At 67.8% G+C, this 17090-nt stretch carries 20 protein-coding genes; 9 read left to right on the top strand and 11 right to left on the bottom strand.

Annotated features, from left to right (window positions below; genetic code table 11):
• Window positions 1–65: 65 nt before the first annotated feature.
• Complete coding sequence (locus D7316_RS27180) at window positions 66–209, top strand: hypothetical protein (RefSeq protein WP_164473810.1); 144 nt, start codon at window positions 66–68, stop codon at window positions 207–209.
• Window positions 210–244: 35 nt separating this feature from the next.
• On the opposite strand, the gene D7316_RS17710 is transcribed toward D7316_RS27180, so the two are convergent.
• A complete protein-coding gene (locus tag D7316_RS17710) occupies window positions 245–577 on the bottom strand; it encodes a TfoX/Sxy family protein (RefSeq protein WP_124709421.1) in 333 nt (110 codons plus the stop codon).
• Window positions 578–680: 103 nt separating this feature from the next.
• Between D7316_RS17710 and D7316_RS17705 the strand changes: the two genes are divergently transcribed.
• Together D7316_RS17705 and D7316_RS17700 are read left to right on the top strand one after the other, a co-directional pair.
• Entirely contained in the window at window positions 681–1877 is a 1197-nt protein-coding gene (locus D7316_RS17705) for an acyl-CoA dehydrogenase family protein (protein ID WP_124709420.1), read from the top strand.
• An 86-nt stretch (window positions 1878–1963) separates the two neighbouring features.
• A complete protein-coding gene (locus tag D7316_RS17700; RefSeq protein WP_124709419.1) occupies window positions 1964–2506 on the top strand; it encodes a hypothetical protein in 543 nt (180 codons plus the stop codon).
• A gap of 75 nt (window positions 2507–2581) precedes the next feature.
• On the opposite strand, the gene D7316_RS17695 is transcribed toward D7316_RS17700, so the two are convergent.
• Window positions 2582–3322, bottom strand: a complete 741-nt coding sequence (locus D7316_RS17695) for a class I SAM-dependent methyltransferase (RefSeq protein WP_124709418.1) — start codon at window positions 3320–3322, stop codon at window positions 2582–2584.
• A gap of 62 nt (window positions 3323–3384) precedes the next feature.
• Between D7316_RS17695 and D7316_RS17690 the strand changes: the two genes are divergently transcribed.
• Together D7316_RS17690 and D7316_RS17685 are read left to right on the top strand one after the other, a co-directional pair.
• Window positions 3385–3951 carry a TetR/AcrR family transcriptional regulator gene (locus D7316_RS17690; protein ID WP_124711419.1) on the top strand — a complete coding sequence of 189 codons (567 nt, stop codon included), beginning with the start codon at window positions 3385–3387 and terminating at the stop codon, window positions 3949–3951.
• A 29-nt stretch (window positions 3952–3980) separates the two neighbouring features.
• Complete coding sequence (locus D7316_RS17685; RefSeq protein ID WP_124709417.1) at window positions 3981–4451, top strand: hypothetical protein; 471 nt, start codon at window positions 3981–3983, stop codon at window positions 4449–4451.
• 18 nt (window positions 4452–4469) lie between these two features.
• Here D7316_RS17685 and D7316_RS17680 read toward each other — a convergent pair whose 3' ends face one another.
• The gene (locus D7316_RS17680; RefSeq protein ID WP_124709416.1) at window positions 4470–5306 is read right to left on the bottom strand and encodes an RDD family protein; all 837 of its coding nucleotides are present in this window, start codon (window positions 5304–5306) and stop codon (window positions 4470–4472) included.
• A 101-nt stretch (window positions 5307–5407) separates the two neighbouring features.
• Here D7316_RS17680 and D7316_RS17675 point away from each other — a divergent pair, with 101 nt between their 5' ends.
• Entirely contained in the window at window positions 5408–6403 is a 996-nt protein-coding gene (locus tag D7316_RS17675; protein WP_124709415.1) for a stage II sporulation protein M, read from the top strand.
• 13 nt (window positions 6404–6416) lie between these two features.
• On the opposite strand, the gene D7316_RS17670 is transcribed toward D7316_RS17675, so the two are convergent.
• From D7316_RS17670 to D7316_RS17640, 7 genes are all read right to left on the bottom strand, one after another.
• Window positions 6417–6983 (bottom strand): dihydrofolate reductase family protein, encoded by a 567-nt coding sequence (locus D7316_RS17670; protein ID WP_124711418.1) that lies wholly within the window; start codon window positions 6981–6983, stop codon window positions 6417–6419.
• Window positions 6984–7151: 168 nt separating this feature from the next.
• The gene (locus tag D7316_RS17665; protein ID WP_124709414.1) at window positions 7152–8531 is read right to left on the bottom strand and encodes a DUF58 domain-containing protein; all 1380 of its coding nucleotides are present in this window, start codon (window positions 8529–8531) and stop codon (window positions 7152–7154) included.
• 11 nt (window positions 8532–8542) lie between these two features.
• Window positions 8543–9514 (bottom strand): AAA family ATPase, encoded by a 972-nt coding sequence (locus D7316_RS17660; RefSeq protein ID WP_124709413.1) that lies wholly within the window; start codon window positions 9512–9514, stop codon window positions 8543–8545.
• Window positions 9511–10770 carry a DUF4350 domain-containing protein gene (locus tag D7316_RS17655; RefSeq protein ID WP_232016956.1) on the bottom strand — a complete coding sequence of 420 codons (1260 nt, stop codon included), beginning with the start codon at window positions 10768–10770 and terminating at the stop codon, window positions 9511–9513. Before D7316_RS17655 ends, D7316_RS17660 begins: the two co-directional genes overlap by 4 nt.
• A gap of 8 nt (window positions 10771–10778) precedes the next feature.
• Entirely contained in the window at window positions 10779–11441 is a 663-nt protein-coding gene (locus D7316_RS17650) for a DUF4129 domain-containing protein (RefSeq protein ID WP_124709412.1), read from the bottom strand.
• Complete coding sequence (locus D7316_RS17645; protein ID WP_124709411.1) at window positions 11438–12631, bottom strand: hypothetical protein; 1194 nt, start codon at window positions 12629–12631, stop codon at window positions 11438–11440. The genes D7316_RS17650 and D7316_RS17645 overlap by 4 nt, the downstream gene beginning before the upstream one ends.
• 134 nt (window positions 12632–12765) lie before the next feature.
• Entirely contained in the window at window positions 12766–13236 is a 471-nt protein-coding gene (locus tag D7316_RS17640; RefSeq protein ID WP_124709410.1) for a winged helix-turn-helix transcriptional regulator, read from the bottom strand.
• A 98-nt stretch (window positions 13237–13334) separates the two neighbouring features.
• On the opposite strand from D7316_RS17640, the gene D7316_RS17635 reads away from it, so the two are divergent.
• Window positions 13335–14510, top strand: coding sequence for a thiolase family protein (locus D7316_RS17635; RefSeq protein WP_124709409.1), 1176 nt, complete (start codon window positions 13335–13337; stop codon window positions 14508–14510).
• Window positions 14511–14562: 52 nt separating this feature from the next.
• On the top strand, window positions 14563–14952 hold the full coding sequence (locus D7316_RS17630) for a nuclear transport factor 2 family protein (protein ID WP_124709408.1): 390 nt from the start codon (window positions 14563–14565) through the stop codon (window positions 14950–14952).
• A gap of 10 nt (window positions 14953–14962) precedes the next feature.
• On the opposite strand, the gene D7316_RS17625 is transcribed toward D7316_RS17630, so the two are convergent.
• Window positions 14963–15643 (bottom strand): SDR family oxidoreductase, encoded by a 681-nt coding sequence (locus tag D7316_RS17625; RefSeq protein WP_124709407.1) that lies wholly within the window; start codon window positions 15641–15643, stop codon window positions 14963–14965.
• A 105-nt stretch (window positions 15644–15748) separates the two neighbouring features.
• On the opposite strand from D7316_RS17625, the gene ggh reads away from it, so the two are divergent.
• A complete protein-coding gene (gene ggh, locus D7316_RS17620) occupies window positions 15749–17089 on the top strand; it encodes a glucosylglycerate hydrolase (protein ID WP_124711416.1) in 1341 nt (446 codons plus the stop codon).
• The last annotated feature ends 1 nt before the right edge of the window (window position 17090 follow it).

Genomic DNA, 17090 nt, shown 5'->3' with positions numbered 1-17090 from the left:
CTCGATACGCGGGCTCGCCCCAGGGGGCTCGCTCGCTACTCGACCAGCGGTGGGGGCCGGCGGGGTTGGGTGACATCCTCCTCGAACCGCTGATCGGCCAGCGGTGGGGGGCCAGCGGGGTTGGTGACACCGTCCTCGACTCGCTGATCGACCAGCGGTGGGGGCCGGCGGGGTTGGGTGACACCGTCCTCGAACCGCTGATCGAGTAGGTTCCGAGCCGCCAGGCGAGGGGCCGTATCGAGATCTACTTCGGCGGCAGTTTTCGCGCGAAATCGCTGCCGATGGTCACCCAGCGCTGCAGTTGACGCTCGGTGCGGATGCCGTCGTCGGACACCCGCAACCATCCGCGGGTCTCGCGGCCGGACATGACCATGGGCGCGGTGTGGTCGAACTCGAGCAGCACCTCGGTCTCCTCGGGCGGCACACGGACCATGAGGCCACCCTGCCCGCTGGCCGCGATGGCCATGTTGCCGTTGATCAGGAAGGCGAGACCGCCGAACATCGACTTCTCGTCCACCCCACATTCGGCGGCGAGCATTCCGCGAATCCGGTAGGCGAGGTCGTCGTCGTAAGTCACGGGTTCGAGAGTATGTCCTCAACGGGGGTTGGAAAAGGATTCGCTCCGGCCCTGTGGAGAACTCATGGTTGGAAAAGAACTTACTGATGAGTAAGATATTCGCATGGCGATCAACCTGGAACTCCCGAAGAAGTTCGATTCGACGGTCGAGCGCACTCACCTGGCGGCCGAGCACATCTTCCGGCCCATCTCGCGCAAGTACGACAATGCGGAGCATGAGTACCCCACGGAGCTCGATGAGCTGGGCAAACTGGCTCAGCAGTCGCGTCAGAAGGAGAAGGCCGCCGACGGTGACAAGCCGGCGGAGGCCGACGCCGACACCGTGAACGGTCCCAACATGCGGGCGCTGATCTCGGCGCGGGAGATGAGCTGGGGCGACGTCGGACTCTTGTTATCGATTCCGCATCAGGGCCTCGGCAATGCCGCCATCGCCGCCGTCGCCAATCCGGAACAGCTCGAGAAGTTCTCCGGGGTGTGGGCCGCCATGGCCATCACCGAGCCGAGTTTCGGGTCGGACTCGGCCGCCGTGTCGACCACCGCCACCCGTGACGGCGGCGAGTACGTCATCAACGGCGAGAAGATCTTCGTCACCGCCGGGTCGCGGGCCGATCACGTCGTGGTGTGGGCGACCGTCGACCGCAGCGCCGGGCGGGCGGCCATCAAGAGTTTCGTGGTCCCGATGACGACCGAAGGCGTCACCGTGGCCCGCCTCGAGCACAAACTCGGCATCCGGTCGTCGGACACCGCGGTGCTTCGATTCGAGAACGCCCGAGTGCCCGCCGACAATCTGCTCGGCTCGCCCGAGGTGGACACCAAGAAGGCGTTCGCCGGCGTCATGCAGACCTTCGACAACACCCGCCCCGTGGTGGCCGCGATGGCGATCGGACTCGGCCGCGCCGCCCTGGAGGAGCTGCGTCGCATGCTCGAGGAGGCCGGTCACCCGGTCGACTACGACAAGCCGGCAGCGGCCCAGCACGCATCGGTGTGCGAGTTCATCCGCCTCGAATCCGACTGGGAGGCATCGTGGTTGCACACGGTGCGCGCGGCCTGGATGGCAGACAACAAGCAGCCCAACTCCGCCGAGGCGTCGATGTCGAAGGCCAAGGCCGGACGCACCGTCACCGACATCACCAACAAGGCGGTGGAAGTCGGTGCCACTGCGGGATTCTCGGAGACCCAGCTGCTGGAGAAGTGGGCGCGCGACGCCAAGATCCTCGACATCTTCGAGGGCACGCAGCAGATCCAGCAGCTGATCATCGCCCGGCGTGTGCTCGGCAAGTCGAGTGCTGATCTGAAGTAGCGCGATCGCGTCCGCGGGCCGGACCCGACGGCTTACGATCACTCCGAGCGGTGCGACCCCGGGACCGGACACCGACAGGAGCTCCGATGATGCGTGCACGACGTCTCTGGACCTGCGTAGCGCTGCTGGCGATGGTGACCGCGGGTGGTGGGATGGCCGGTCAGGCGTCGGCCGGGCCCCTCGGCAGTCTGGACGGCGGATCCTCGGGACCGGGGGGACCGGGTGGTGGGGCCGTCACCGACACCTACATGACGTTGCGTCTCGAGTTCCCCGGCAACGTGCCGACCGCGCGGACGTATCGCGTTCAGGCCGTACCGTCCGGGGATGTGTGCGTCAGTCATCAGAACACCGTCGACTATCAGCAAACGGTGCCGGCGAATGCCGCGGGAGTGACACGTCAGGACACCCTGGCCTACCTACGAGATGCCAACCCCTTCAACACGTGTGCATGGACACCCAGTGCCGGGACGTGGCGGCTCACCCTGACCACGCCGGCGGGCTCGGAAGGCTGGAACATCCTCATGGTCGCATCACGCGGCACGACGTCCTCGGCCGTGAATCCGGAGGGTGAGACAGATCTGGCCATGACCACGCGGTCGGGAACGACTGTGGGCGTCAAGGTCAAGTGACGCGCTCCGGTGCCGCCGGCCTCGGACCGCAGACGATCCGACAACCTCCGCCATATCGACGCGAGAACGCATCGATCAGAACTCGGCGACGATGAGTCGGTAGCCGGCGTCGTACTCCGACCGGGCGGCGAGCTCAGGATAGCGATCCGACCACCGGCCGCTCGCGATGTCCTCGCGGAGCCGGGAAAGGCCCTCGTGCAGTTGTGATCGCGGCGTCAGGGCAAGCATCGACATGCCGGCCTGCACAGTCCGGTCGAGGTAGGCCTCCGGCCGACGCCAGAACGCGCCGCCGAAACCATCGACGCAGTCATGTGGGATCGGTACGGGCGTCACCGAGACCCTGCCGGGCAACGAGGTGAGCCGGTTGATCGGGACCGACAGTCGTCCGTCTGTCCGGGCAGCAGCCGGCAGATAGTCGCGGACGAGCCAGAAGTCCCTGAACACGTGGTGATCCCAGGTGAGGATCACTATCCGGTGGCGAGCGATGCGGACCAGTTCGGCCAGGCCCCGGTCCACGTCGTGCCAGTGATGCACCGTCAGCACGGCGATCGCACCATCGACGGAATACGTTCGCAGGGGCAGCATCTCGGCCACCGCGCGGACCGCCGGAGCGGCATCGTGTCGTCGCTGGGCGATCATGACGCTGCTCGGTTCGACGGCGATGACGGTCTGGGCGGGTTCATACGACCCCGCCCCCGCGCCGACGTCGGCGACCGATGCGGTCCCCGACAAGGCCTCGGTGATCCGGGCTGCGATGCGCGGATCAGCTCGGCGGGTCGTCGAATATGTGGTTCCGATCGCGTCGTAGTCGGCCATGGAACCTTCTCACCGTTGACAGAGAAAACCTCGGTCAGTGTAGAGTAATCCTCGTGACGAGGATGCGCAGTTCGGATGCGCGGGGTCGGCTGATCGATTCGGCACGCCGACGCTTTGCCGCAGACGGCACGCTGGCGCCGGCTCTCGACGACGTGCGTCGCGACGCCGGTGTCAGCGTCGGCGCCCTCTATCACCATTTCCCGGACAAGCAGGCGCTCGCGGCGGCCGTCTTCGCAGAACTCATCGGCGAATTCCAAGACGGATTCCTGCAGATTCTCCGGCTGGAACCGACCGCGGAAGGTGGAATCCGAGCAGGAGTCGAGTACCACCTGAAGTGGGTCGTCGAGCACCGGGGCGAGGCTGCGCTGCTTCTCGGCGATCGGCTGGAAAGTCCGGAACTGCGAGACCGTAACCACGCCTTCTTGACCGCGGTCGCCGATTGGTGGCGTCCGCACCATGCCTATGGAGTCGTGGGCCCGATGGAGCCCGGAATCACCGCGGCACTGTGGCTGGGACCCGCACAGGAATACAGCCGGTATTGGGTTCTCGGTACCGAATCGAGCATCCCCCGTAGGGCGGTCGACGCCTTCGCGTCAGCTGCATGGGCGGCGCTGAGGACTGAGGACTGACAGGACCGACAACGCCCCGAGGAGACACGATGATGCTCGAGATCGATGACCCCAACGAGATCGAACGTGTGTTCCGCTGGGCCACGGTCATCTTCGCGTGTGCTCTGTCGTTGCACGCGGCGGATCATCTCCGGCGGGGCATGGATGTGGTCCCTCGCGCGGTGATGATCGGCGGCACCGTGCAACTGATGCTCGCGGCGATCACCGTGGTGTTGGTGTTCGCCGGAAGTCGTGCCGCACCCTACTTCGCCGTCGGGGTCGGATCGCTCAGCGCCATCGGATTCACCGTGGCACATCTCCTTCCGACGTGGGGATTCTTCAGCGACAGCTTCATCAACGCCCCGCCGGCCGCGCGTGTCACGTGGTTCTCGTGGGTCACTGCCGTCGTGGAGATCCTGGCGGATGTCATGTTCGCGATCGTCGGCGCGGTGGTGCTGCGGTCTCGCCGGGGTACGGCGGAGTCAGGGCCGAGGCAGGAGTCGAGTCGGTTGATCAGTTGATGAGACCTGAGAACCAGATCAGCGCAACAACCTCCGCCGTAGCCGTTCATCTCGCGCGAGCCGCTCAGTGTCACGTTGTCGCCGTTCGGCCATGATCGCAGCAAGCACCATCTCGTCCGGCGCGCCGGCGGGTGGGGCCGGCGCGACGAACGGCGCCGCGTCACGTAACAGCCGTTGCCCCAACAGCATCCGGGCCTGCGGCGCAAGACCGTCGCGGCGGGTGAGGAACTGTCGCACCATGATGGCGAGTTGGTCGGGCAACGGGGCGACGTCGGCGGTCTTCGCCCACATCGCCAACTCCGGCGGCATCGGAATCGGCTCGGGCGCGGCGAGTTTGTGCCGATCGCGGATCACGTAGGTACCGGCCAGCAGATCGCCGAAGCGTTTGCCCTTGCGGGTGACGACGGCTGCGATCAACGCCGGCAGTCCCCAGCATCCGTAGATCTCCACCACCCCGAGGAGCGCACGGGTCAACGCATGCCGGAAACCGATGGGCCCGGCATCGTCGCGCACCGTACGCAGCCCGAGGGCGTAATGGCCCACGGTCTTGCCGCGGGTGAGCGTCTCCATGACCGTGGGGACGACCACCAGGGCCGTGACCATTGACAGGGTGAACGACGCGGCCAAGAGGGCGAAGTCGGTGTCGCCGACCACCTTGAGGCTCAACCATTGCAAGGCGAACCAGGCCGCGAACCCCAAGACGAGGTCGATGAGACCGGAGACCATACGTAGTCCGATGCCGGCCGGCGGGAGATCCAGGGCCACGGCCTCGCCGGACACGAGGTCGTCGCGACCAACGCCGACGGTTCCGCTGACGCCGGGCGGCACCATCGTCGGGGGCAGGGGGCCGTACATGGTGGCCAAGCGTAGTCGTCACGCCGCGTCTCGCGCGGCCCTCTGCTACGGATGAATGACGATGCGGGCGAACCGGGTGTGGTGGCGGATACGCTGACCGCGTGGATCTCGACGCCTACGTGGCCGCGCACCGCGCGACGTGGGAGCGGCTCGACCGACTCTCGCGGCAACGCAACCTGTCGGGAGTCGAGGCCGACGAGATCCTGGACACCTATCAGCGGGTCGCCACCCACCTGTCGGTGATCCGTTCGACCGCACCCGACGCCTCGTTGGTCGCCTATCTCTCGGCGCTGCTCGCCCGGGCGCGGTCCCGCGCGGCAGGCACCCGCGCCGCAACCTGGTCCGACGTCGGCCGGTTCTTCGCGCGCACCTTCCCGGCCGCTCTCTATCGGATGCGGTGGTGGTGGATCTCGGTGATGGTCGCGTCGTTCGGCGCGGCGGTGATCATGGGGTGGTGGATGATCGCCCACCCGCGCATCGAGAACTCGCTGATGTCGCAGAGCCAGATCGATCAATTGGTCAACAACGACTTCGAGGGCTACTACAGCGAATTCGCGGCCACCTCGTTCGCAGCGCGCGTGTGGACCAACAACTTCTGGCTCGCCGCACTGTGTATCGGCTTCGGGGTGTTCTGCCTGCCGGTGATCTACATGCTGTACCAGAACATGCTCAACCTGGCGATCGTCGGCTCCATCATGATCCGCCACGGACGTGGCGATCTGTTCTTCGGACTCATCACGCCGCACGGGCTGCTGGAGATGACCTGCCTGTTCGTCGCCGCGGGCGTCGGGCTGCGCCTGTTCTGGGCGTGGGTGTCGCCCGGTGCGCGAACACGGGTGCAGGCCCTCGGTGAAGAGGGTCGTGCGGCGATCGGTGTCGCCCTCGGACTGGTTGTGCTGCTGCTGATCTGCGGCCTCATCGAAGCCTTCGTCACACCGTCGGAGCTACCGACCTGGGCGCGAATCGGCGTCGGGCTGATCGCGTGGGGCGGCTTCCTGGCCTACGTGTTCACGCTGGGACGCTGGGCGCACAACGCCGGCGAGGCAGGCGATGTCAGCGAGGCCGAGCGCGGCGCGGCGGTTCCGACGGTGGGGTGATACGTGCGCCCCATCAGTCCCGCTTCATCTCGTACCGCAGCAGGACGATGCCGCCCGGGAAGGTGCGGTTCTCCACGAGCCGCATCGAGATCCACGACGGCAGCGTCGGGAAGAACCGAAGGCCACCCCCGACGGCGGTCGGCGCGACGACGAGCCGGAACTCGTCCACCAATCCGGCCTGCACGATCGGCGCGGCCAGCGTCGCACCGGCGACCTCCATCTGGCCGTCGGTCTCGGCCTTCAGCTTCCTCACCACCTCGACCGGGTCGCCCCGCTCCAGGCGTGAGTTCCAGTCGACCGACTCCAGGGTCTGCGAGAACACGACCTTGGGCATGTCGCGCCAGACCTGCGCGAAGTCGGCGATGATCGGCCCGGCGTCGGGGTCCTGGTCGGCGGTCGGCCAGTACGCGGACATGAGTTCGTAGAGTCGCCGCCCGTACAGCGACAGGACGGTCTCCCGTTCGAAGTCGTTCCAGTATTGGTGCAGCTCCTCGTCCGGTTCCGACCAGTCGAAGTTGCCCTGTGCGTCGGCGATGTAGCCGTCGACGGAGACGTTGAAGCCATAGATGAGTGTGCCCATGTAGGTCAGACTGCACCTGGGGGTGGAACTCATCGCGGGATTCAATGGAATCGCTCGGCCGGTCCGTCGCCCTGTTGTCGGGCGACTGCTGCGGGCCCGGCGAACAGCCGTTCCCGGCACGACCGACGGGCCGTCAAAGATCACGGGCAATGCCGTCGACGGGTGCACCTACAACAACCCGCGCGCCTTCAACGACAGATAGTGATCGGCCAGCGCAGCCGGCAATTGCTCGGGGTCGGCATCGACCACATCCACCCCGATCCGCCCGACCGCCGCCGCTGTCCGATTCCGCAGCGCGAGGGTCCGCGCCGCGGCGGCGGCGTCGTAGATCTCGCGGGCGTCGTCGCGTCGGTCGAGCATCTCGGGCAGCGCCGGATCCGAGACCGATCCGATCACCACCCGATAGCGTTGTGCGAGCACCGACAGCGGCGGAAGGAGCGACTCCTCGACCGCGGCCGGCTCCAGCGGGGTCAGCAACACCAACAGCGCCCGCTGCCGACTGATCTTGGCCACCTCCGCGCCCAGCATCGGCCAATCAGCCTCCAGCAGAGCGGGTTCCAACGGTGCCATGGCATTGACCAGGTCATTGAGGAGCGTGGTGCGTCCCGACCCCACCACGCGACGATGCACACGGCGGTCGCCGGCGATCAGGTCGACGCGGTCGCCTGCGTGGGAGGCGAGGGCCGCGAGCAACAACGCCGCGTCCATGGCGGCATCGAGACGCGGAACGTCGCCGACGCGTCCGGCGGAGGTGCGCGACGTGTCCAGCACGATGACAATGTGCCGGTCCTTCTCCGGCTGCCAGGTGCGCACGACGGTGGAGCGTCGCCGTGCCGTCGCACGCCAGTCGATGCTCCGCACGTCGTCACCCTCGACGTAGTCGCGCAGCGAGTCGAACTCGGTGCCCTGCCCGCGGATCCGAACGGCGGACCGTCCGTCGAGCTGACGCAGCCGGGCCAGCCGTGACGGAAGGTGCTTCCGAGAACCGAACGGCGGCAACGCTCGCACGTGGCCCGCGACATACTGCGATCCCTGGCGCCCCGCGATGCCGAGCGGCCCGGCGCGACGAATGGTGACCCGGACGGCTCGTCGATCGCCGCGGCGAGTGGGACGCAGCACGGTGGTCAGTGCCCGTCGCTCACCGGTCGGCACCACCACTTCATGACGACTTGGCCCGCTCGCTCCGCTCCCGGCGCCGTGACGATTCGGCCCGCTCGCTGCGCTCCCGGCGCCGTGACGATTCGACCCGCTCGCTCCGCTCCCGGCGCCGGCCGACGGTTGCCACGCGTCCCGGATCTGACCGCGGAAACGCCGAGAACCGGTGTTCTCCACATACAGCGTGGACGTGGTCGCATCGCCCAACCGGATCGGTGGCGTCGGAGAACGGTACAGACGTACCACCGTGGTGGGACCAGCCGACACCACATCGATCACCACGACGACCAGACAGAACAGCGCCCACAGCCACACCGTCGCGAAATCCGGGTACACCACGATCGGCACCGCACCCAGCAGCACCAGGGCGAGAAACCGACCCGTGACGAACATTCAGCCGACCATCATCGCGGGACGGGTACCGATCCGATTGCGGCGTCGAGCACGGCGGCCACCGACACCCCTTCCAACTCTGCTTCCGCCCGCAGCGAGAGTCGATGGGCGAGAGTCGATTGCGCCAAGGATTTCACGTCGTCCGGTGTCACGTAGTCGCGACCGTTCAGCCACGCCCAGGCGCGGCTGGTCGCCAACAATGCCGTCGCGCCGCGCGGGCTGACGCCGAGCGACAACGACGGCGACATCCTGGTCGCGCGGGCGATGTCGACGATGTACGACGCCACCTGCGGTGAGACCGCCACGCGCTGTACGGCATCGGCCCCGGCCAGAACGTCGGCCGCGGACGCGACCGGACGCAATCCAGCCGCGCGGAGATTGCGTGGATCGAACCCGGCTGCGTGCCGCATCACGACGGAGATCTCGTCGTCGCGCGAGGGCAGCGGCAGAGTGACCTTCAGCAGGAACCGGTCGAGTTGCGCTTCGGGCAGGGGGTAGGTGCCCTCGTACTCGACGGGGTTCTGGGTCGCCGCGACCAGGAACGGTGCCGGCAGAGGGCGCGGGATGCCGTCGACCGAGACCTGCCGCTCCTCCATGGCCTCCAACAACGAGGCCTGCGTCTTGGGTGGGGTCCGGTTGATCTCGTCGGCGAGAAGCAGATTGGTGAACACCGGGCCCTCGCGGAACGTGAACTCCGACGTCGCGTTGTCGAACACGAGTGAACCGGTGACGTCACCCGGCATGAGGTCGGGGGTGAACTGCACCCGTTTGGTGTCGACGGCGAGCGCGGTGGCCGCGGACCGGACGAGCAGCGTCTTCGCCACACCCGGTACACCTTCGAGCAGGATGTGCCCACGGCACAGCAGTGCGATGAGGATGCCGGCGACCGCCGCATCCTGTCCGACAACGGCTTTGGACACCTCGTCGCGTACCGCGGCCAGCGCGGCGCGGGCGTCGGGGAGAATCCCTGGATTGACTGTCATGGTGTGCGACGGACTTCCTTCTCGAGGGCGGTCAGATCGGTGACGAAACGCAGCAGGTCGTCGGGGGTCTGGGGAAGTGGCCCGCCGAGCAGTGCGCCGACCTGTCGGGGGTCGAGGCCGGCGGTGCGGGATGCCGCGGCGACGATCGGCGCGAGACGCGGATCCTGGTGATGGCTCGTCGCCACATCGCCATCGCCGAGAGCGGCCGTGGCCTGCGCAGCGTCGTAGGGCAGTCCCAGATGCCGGGCGATGCGGTCGATGGTGTGTACGCGCAGCTGTCCGGCGGTGCGGGCGTCCGCACGGGCCTTGTGGTACATCCGGCCGCGGGCCTGGGTGGTCTCGATCGCCTTGACCACAGCGGGCAACGGCTCGGTCACCAACGGGCCGAAACGTCTTCCCCGCCAGAACATCAGCGCGAGCAGACCGAAGAACGCCAGCAGTACCAGCGGCCCGACGGCGCGGGGGATGTCGGAGTCCTCGTCACCATCGCCGCCGACGGCACCGTCGTTGTGGTCGGGGATGTACCAGATGAGCCGGTCGGCGTGACCGAAGGTCCGGACGGCGACGCCGGCGTTGTCGAAGCGGGTGATCTCGCTGTTCTGCAGCATCAACCCGCTGACGACGATGATCTCGGGCCGACCCGCGGTGGCCGGCACCGAGATGAGCCCGGATGTGTCGTCGATGGTGAAGCAGGTTGTCGGCGAGGTGTTTCCGGGTGTCGGCCGGTACCCGGAGGTGTCGTGCAGGACGACGTCGTCGGCGGCGATACCGTCGAGGGTGCAGTCGGCGTCCACGGCATCGGTCACACCGGCCGAGTAGCCGGGCAGGATCGGCAGACCGAGCAACTCGAGGGATCGGGCCGTGGGGGAGATCACGATGATGCGGTCCGCGTCGCGCGCGCGGTCGAGGAAGGACCGCGCGGTGGACTCGGTGAGTTCGTCGGTCTCGCTCATCACCATGGTGGTCGCCGAACCCGGACGCGGCTCGGCGAGCAGGTCACCCTGTCCACGCGCGACGGCGACCGGGACGCCATGATCATCGAGTACGGCTGCGAGTGCCGCGGTTCCGGCCGGTCCCGGGTTCTCCGGATCCAGCGGATCCGTGCGTTCCTGCCCGCGGCCGCCGGCGATCACCACCAGGCCGACCAGCGCGGCTATCACCACGACGGCCACCAGCGTCCAGCCGATCCAGTTGCGCCGGGCACCCCCGGAAGAGGGCGGCACCGCGGGAGCGGATGGCGGCGCTGCGGTGGTCACCGGCCCGCTCATCGCGTGACCTCCACGGACTCGTGGGTCGCCGATCTCGGTCGGGTGGATGACAGTTCGCCGTCCAGGTCCAGGATCTCCTGCGCCTGGGCGGATGTCGCCCGCCGCCCGCCATAGGCGACCTCGTCGAAAACGGCTGCGGCCACCGACAATCGGTGTGCCGAGGCGGGAAAGAAGCCGGCCAACCCGATGGCGACCTCATGCGCGGTCAGCGACGGCGCATCGGGCAGCAGGGTGCGCTCGAGTGCCCGACGGGCGATCGCGCGCATGCCGTCGAGCACCGCAACGTCGAACTGCCCATCGGTACAGGCGACCTGGGCCCGTCGACGGAACTCGTCGGCGGTCAGGTCGTGCCCGCCGAGCACACTGGCGGTGGACTGCTTGGCGGCCCGCGGCGTCCGCCGGACGAAGCGCAGGAGATAGAGCCCGAGCGCGAGTAGGGCGATCGCGACGATCGCCGCGACGAAGCCGGGTAGCGGTGTGGAGGTGCCGGTGATGGAGCTGAGGACCGAGTCGAGCCAGTCCTCGATGGCGCGTCCGATGCGCTCCAGCAGGCCGGGCTCGCTCGTCCCGTAGCGGGGCTTGGCGAGTTCGCGCTCGAGCCAGTCACGGGCCTCGTCGTTGCTCGGCGTCAGCCCCGCCGCGAGCACCACCGCCGTCACGACGCCGACCACCCGTCGGCATGCCGCCCGGCGGCCACCTCCGCCGCGCCACCGGCCAGGACGAGATCGAACCCCTCCGTGCGGATTCGGGCGTCCATGTGCAGCAGGGCGACAGTGATCGCGATGCACGGCTGGATCGCGACGTTGGACAGGACCGAACCGAGGATGGGCAGACCGATCCCGACAATCGCCAGCGGACTGAACCCGACGTCGGAGCCGCCCACCCCGACCAGCAGCACCGCGATGCTCTGCAGGGCACCGGAGATGACCGCCGCTGCGATCGACGTGAGCACCACGACGAGGAGCAGGACACCGAACGTGCGCCAGAACACCCGCGAGGTCAGCCGGAAGGATCGTCGGATCGATTCGACGACCCCGAGTCGTTCGACCACCAGGATCGGTAGGCACAGCGCGATGCGAACCGACAGCCAGGTGCCGGCCACCGCGATGACGACCAGCGCGGCGAGGCCGACCACGATCAGCGCACCCCCCGAACTCAGTGACCAGATCGACAGTACGAACAGGGGGCCGCCGACAAGTGCGGCGGCGGCGATCACGACGAGATAGAGCCCGACGAGCGGCAGGAGGCGGGATCGGGTGTGGCGCCAGGTCTCTCCAGGCGTCGGGGCACGGCCGACCGCCTGCTGGTTCACCGGGTAGGCGAGGACGCCGCACAACGCGGCGGTGACCACGCCGCTGAGCACACCGACGAGCATGATGCCGGAGATCAGGCCGGCCTCGGCGAGGTCGCCACCGGACGCGTCGACGGCCACGAGAACCGTCAGGCCGAGCCCGCCGAGGACTGCGGCGACGACGGCGAACACCATCCAGGTCGCGAAGGTCAGTCCGAAATAGGTGCCGGGACTGCGGCGAAGCGCGGTGAACGTGGCCTGGACGAGGTCGCCGACGGTCAGCGGTCGCAGCGGGATGATGCCCGGCTTGTGGGCTGACAATGGGTTGGCCCAGGCGCCGGGATCGGTCCCGCCGACACCCCATTGGGGCTGCGGGGATCGCACGTCGGCCTGCGGCTGGTACCCGGGCGGCCGGGTATCCGGCACCGGTGCCCAACCGGGCGGCGGGAGGTGAGCTCCGATGTCCGGCGCGGGACCGGTCGTACCCGGTGCCACCCACGAACCGCCGCCCACAGTGGGTTGCCCCGACTGCCGGTCGTGCTCGGGGATCTCCGTCATGGCCGCTCGGTCATCCCATCTGATTCATCGGGTTCTGCGTGGTGCCGATGATCCGCCACCGTTGCGGCGAAACTACCAAAAACGGGCGTCGGGGAGCGTCGATGTCCGTTGCGCGGATGACGGTTCCGAGAGCTTCACCGCCGCCGTCGCGCCACCGCGACGTCGATCTCCTCGACGATCGCACCGGACTCGGTGCGGACGTCGACGATGATCGGGTCGCCCGATCCGGAATCGGTCAGGCGCAGTGGTGCGCCGTTCGGCTGAAGGTACCGGTTGCCCCATTGCATCAGGCTCAGCACCACGGGCTGCAGGTCGCGGCCCATCTCGGTCAGCTGGTACTCGTGGCGCACGCGGCGGCCCGGCTCCCGGTAGGGCACCTTGTCGAAGATTCCGGCCGCGGTGAGCTCTTTCAGCCGCGCGGCCGCGACTGCGTCGGTGATCCCCACCCGACGGGTGAATTCGTCGAACCTCGTCGCGCCGTACAGCGCTTCCCGGAGGATCAGCATCGCCGATCGCGTGCCGATGATCTCGAGGGCTTTGGCGATCGAACAGCTGTCGGCCGTCCAGGAATCCCGGTCGGCCAACACGCCCTGCAGGTTCATCATGTGATCCATCCTACTCTGACTTGACCAAACCATAGTCAGAGCGTAGACCTCTAACTATGGCTCTCTATAGTCAGAGTCCCGGAGATGGAGGAACAACCATGACCAACGCAGTCATCGTCGATGCGGTACGCACGCCCATCGGCAAGGGCAAGGCGACCGGAGCACTGCACGACGTGCACGCGGTCGACCTGCTGGCGCACAGTCTCTCCGCGCTCGTCGATCGCACCGGGATCGATCCGGCGCTCATCGACGACGTCGTGTCCGGCGTCGTCACGCAGTCCGGGGAGCAGGGCTTCAACATCGCGCGGCGTGCGTTGCTGGCCGCGGGATATCCCGAATCCGTCCCGGGCGTCTCGATCGACCGCCAATGCGGCAGCGGGCAGCAGGCCATCGCCTTCGCGGCGCAGGGCGTCATCGCCGGCGCGTACGACGTGGTGGTTGCCGCGGGGGTGGAGTCTATGTCGCGGGTGCCGATGGGATCCGCGGTCGCAGGCACCGCCGATCTCAACGGCGTCGCGTTCGACGCGCGCTATCCGGACGGACTGGTCGGCCAGGGCATCGCGGCCGAGCTGATCGCGGCGAAGTGGGACATCTCGCGGACCGCCATCGACGAGTTCTCGCTGCGATCGCACGATCTGGCCGCGGTGGCGACCAAGAACGGTCTGTTCGAGAACGAGATCGTCCCACTGGCCGGACTCGCCGCGGACGAGGGCATCCGGGTGGGCAGCTCGCTTCAGGATCTGGCGAAGCTGCGGCCGGCGTACTACGACGAGGCGATGGCGCAGCGGTTCCCGGAGATCGGCTGGAAGATCACCGCGGCGAACGCCAGCCAGATCAGCGACGGATCGGCAGCGGTCCTCATCATGTCCGAGGAGAAGGCCCGGCAACTCGGCCTGCGTCCGCGGGCCCGTGTGCACTCGTTCTCCGTCGCCGGCGACGATCCGCTGTTGATGCTGACGGCGATCATTCCGGCCACACGCAAGGTCCTCGCACGCAGCGGTATCGACCTCGCGGACATCGGTGTGTTCGAGGTCAACGAGGCGTTCGCGCCGGTGGTGCTCTCCTGGGCGGCTGAGCTCGGCGTCGACCTCGATCGTGTGAACGTGAACGGTGGTGCCATCGCGCTCGGTCATCCGCTGGGTGCCAGCGGCGCCCGATTGGCGACGACCGCGATCAACGCCCTCGAACAGCGCGGTGAGCGTTACGCGCTGCAGACGATGTGCGAGGCGGGTGGCCTGGCGAACGCGACGATCTATGAGCGCCTCGACGCCTGACGGTGCTACCGTCTCGAAGTAGAACACGTTCTACTTCGACGAAAGGCTCACGATGACGGTGGAGCAGGGGACGCTCAGCGAGAAGATCAACGCCACGGTGGATGCGTACGTGGAGTACCTCACCTCGGGGACGGCCGAGCAGATCGCGGATCTGTACGCCACGGACGCAACCGTCGAGGACCCGATCGGTGCCGATCTGCGCACCACCCGTGAGGAACTGATCGAGTTCTACTCGATCATCACCGGCATGGATGAGCGCTCGGCGACGCTGAAGTGGCGCAAGGTTGCCGGCGACACCGCGGTCTTCGAGTTCACCCTGGTCACCGGCACGTCGGGGATGAAGTTCGAGATCACCCCGATCGACATCATGGTGTTCGACGCGGACGGCAAGGTGACGTCGATGCGCGCGGTGTGGGAGCAGTCGGATCTGAAGCAGCTCTGACGTCTGTGCGTCAGCCGCGGCCCGTCGGCCGGAGCACGATCTCCTCGGGATGTGCATCGGCTGACGTGGTCACCGCGTGCACGACGGCGGCGGCCACTGTCGACGTCTTCAGGAATCGTGACGGGTCGTAGTCGTCGCCTTCGATCGCGACGAGATCGCGCTGCATGTCGGTGTCGATCCGGCCGGGGAACACCGACGTCACCCGAAGCGTCGGCTCCTCGGCCCGCAACGCGTCGGCCAGGGCGCGGAGGGCGAACTTGCTGGCCGCGTACGGCGCCCACCGCGGATTCGCCCGACGGCCGGCGCCCGAGTTGATGAACACGATGTGACCCTGTGCCGCCCGAAGCGCCGGAAGCAGCAGCCGCGTGAGTTCGGCGGCGGCGACCAGGTTCACCTCGAGCACCTGATGCCACTCCTCGACCGGAGTGTCGGCGACTGTCTCCAGACTGCTCCCGACGCCGGCGTTGTGGACCAGGACGTCGAGCTCGGAGATGGTCTCGACGGCGCTCTCCACCTCGTCGTAGTCGGTGAGTTCCACCGAGAAGGTGGTCGCACCGTCGAGTTGGGTGGCGAGTTCGTCGAGGTCCGTCGACGGCCTCCCACCGAGCAGCAGGTCGTGGGTAGGGGCGAGCTGGCGGGCGATCTCGGCGCCGAGGCCACGGCTGGCCCCGGTGATCAATGCGGTGGGCACAGTGACCGAGGGTACTGGCGTCGGGGGTACTGAGGTCGGGGGTCGCGCGTTCCGGCGTCGAGCCCTTGGTGCGCGACGATGCGCGAGGCAGTGCAGAATCGACAGGTGGCCCGGTATGGATTCACCCCGACTCAACTGTCCGCGCGTGCCGCGTACCTACTCCGCGGCAACGACCTGGGCACGATGACGAGTGCCGCGCCCAAGCTGTATCCGCACATGTGGAGCTGGGACGCCGCGTTCGTGACCGTCGGACTCGCTCCGCTGTCGGTGGAGCGCGCCGTCATCGAGATGGACACGCTGCTCTCCGCCCAGTGGGACAACGGGATGATCCCGCACATCGTGTTCGCCAACGGCCGGGACGGCTACTTTCCCGGTCCGTCCCGGTGGGAGTGCGCGCGGCTGGCCGCCTGCGCACCCGACTATCCCGACACCTCGGGCATCACCCAACCGCCGGTGCATGCGATTGCCGTGCAACGCATCCTGGATCACTCCCGCCGCCACGGCCGCACCACGAGAGCCGTCGCCAACGAGTTCATCGACCGGCGATGGGGATCGCTGGTGCGGTGGCATCGATGGCTCGCGCACGCCCGCGACCCGCACGGCAACGGTCGCGTCACCCTCTTCCACGGCTGGGAATCGGGTATGGACAACTCGCCGCGCTGGGACCGTCCGTACGCGAACGTCGTTCCCGGGGAAGATCTTCCGCCGTATGCGCGGGCCGACCTGGACCACGTGTCGGATTTGTCGATGCGGCCGACCGACCTCGAGTACGACCGCTACATCTGGCTCGTCGAACAGATGAAGAGGTCGAACTACGACGACGACCTGTTGCCGAAGGTGATGAGTTTCGCCGTCGAGGACGTGTTCGTCAGCGCGATCTTCGCGGTCGCCTGCGATGTGCTCGCCACCATCGGCGAGGACTACTCCAAGCCACGATCCGATGTCCGGGACCTTCGCGCGTGGGCCGACCGTTTCCGTGCCGGCGTGGTGGCGTCGACGAACGAACGCAACGGTGCGGCACGAGATTACGATCTCCGCACCGACTCGTGGATCAACACCGAGACCCTCGCGGTGTTCGCGCCGCTGATCTGCGGCGGCCTGTCGCGCGAACGGGAACGGGCGCTCTTGCGTCTGTTCGACGGGCCGAGGTTCTGCGGCCATCCGGATCTGCGCTACGCGGTTCCACCGTCGACGTCACCGATCTCGATGGACTTCCGGCCGCGTGAGTACTGGCGAGGTCCGGTGTGGCCGGTGATGACCTGGCTGTTCAGCTGGGCTTTCGCTCGTCGCGGCTGGACCGAACGATCGGCGAGACTGCGCGAGGAGGGGTTGCGTCAGGCCACCGACGGCGCCTTCGCCGAGTACTACGAACCGTTCACCGGCGAACCACTGGGCAGTATGCAGCAGAGCTGGACCGCGGCGGCCGTGCTGGACTGGCTGGACTGAC

The organism is Gordonia insulae (genome assembly GCF_003855095.1).
In the GTDB taxonomy this organism is placed as follows: domain Bacteria; phylum Actinomycetota; class Actinomycetes; order Mycobacteriales; family Mycobacteriaceae; genus Gordonia; species Gordonia insulae.
This window is presented reverse-complemented; position numbering and strand designations above follow the sequence as displayed.

What these genes read in the sequence shown, in the direction of transcription:
- D7316_RS17695 (WP_124709418.1), bottom strand. Translation starts at nt 3,322, where the DNA reads ATGGCCGACTACGACGCGATCGGAACCACATATTCGACGACCCGCCGA.
- D7316_RS17635 (WP_124709409.1), top strand. Translation starts at nt 13,335, where the DNA reads ATGACCAACGCAGTCATCGTCGATGCGGTACGCACGCCCATCGGCAAG.
- D7316_RS17670 (WP_124711418.1), bottom strand. Translation starts at nt 6,983, where the DNA reads ATGGGCACACTCATCTATGGCTTCAACGTCTCCGTCGACGGCTACATC.
- D7316_RS17680 (WP_124709416.1), bottom strand. Translation starts at nt 5,306, where the DNA reads ATGTACGGCCCCCTGCCCCCGACGATGGTGCCGCCCGGCGTCAGCGGA.
- D7316_RS17660 (WP_124709413.1), bottom strand. Translation starts at nt 9,514, where the DNA reads ATGACAGTCAATCCAGGGATTCTCCCCGACGCCCGCGCCGCGCTGGCC.
- D7316_RS17640 (WP_124709410.1), bottom strand. Translation starts at nt 13,236, where the DNA reads ATGATGAACCTGCAGGGCGTGTTGGCCGACCGGGATTCCTGGACGGCC.
- D7316_RS17630 (WP_124709408.1), top strand. Translation starts at nt 14,563, where the DNA reads ATGACGGTGGAGCAGGGGACGCTCAGCGAGAAGATCAACGCCACGGTG.
- D7316_RS17705 (WP_124709420.1), top strand. Translation starts at nt 681, where the DNA reads ATGGCGATCAACCTGGAACTCCCGAAGAAGTTCGATTCGACGGTCGAG.
- D7316_RS17645 (WP_124709411.1), bottom strand. Translation starts at nt 12,631, where the DNA reads ATGACGGAGATCCCCGAGCACGACCGGCAGTCGGGGCAACCCACTGTG.
- D7316_RS17685 (WP_124709417.1), top strand. Translation starts at nt 3,981, where the DNA reads ATGATGCTCGAGATCGATGACCCCAACGAGATCGAACGTGTGTTCCGC.
- D7316_RS17665 (WP_124709414.1), bottom strand. Translation starts at nt 8,531, where the DNA reads ATGTTCGTCACGGGTCGGTTTCTCGCCCTGGTGCTGCTGGGTGCGGTG.
- D7316_RS17690 (WP_124711419.1), top strand. Translation starts at nt 3,385, where the DNA reads ATGCGCAGTTCGGATGCGCGGGGTCGGCTGATCGATTCGGCACGCCGA.
- D7316_RS17700 (WP_124709419.1), top strand. Translation starts at nt 1,964, where the DNA reads ATGATGCGTGCACGACGTCTCTGGACCTGCGTAGCGCTGCTGGCGATG.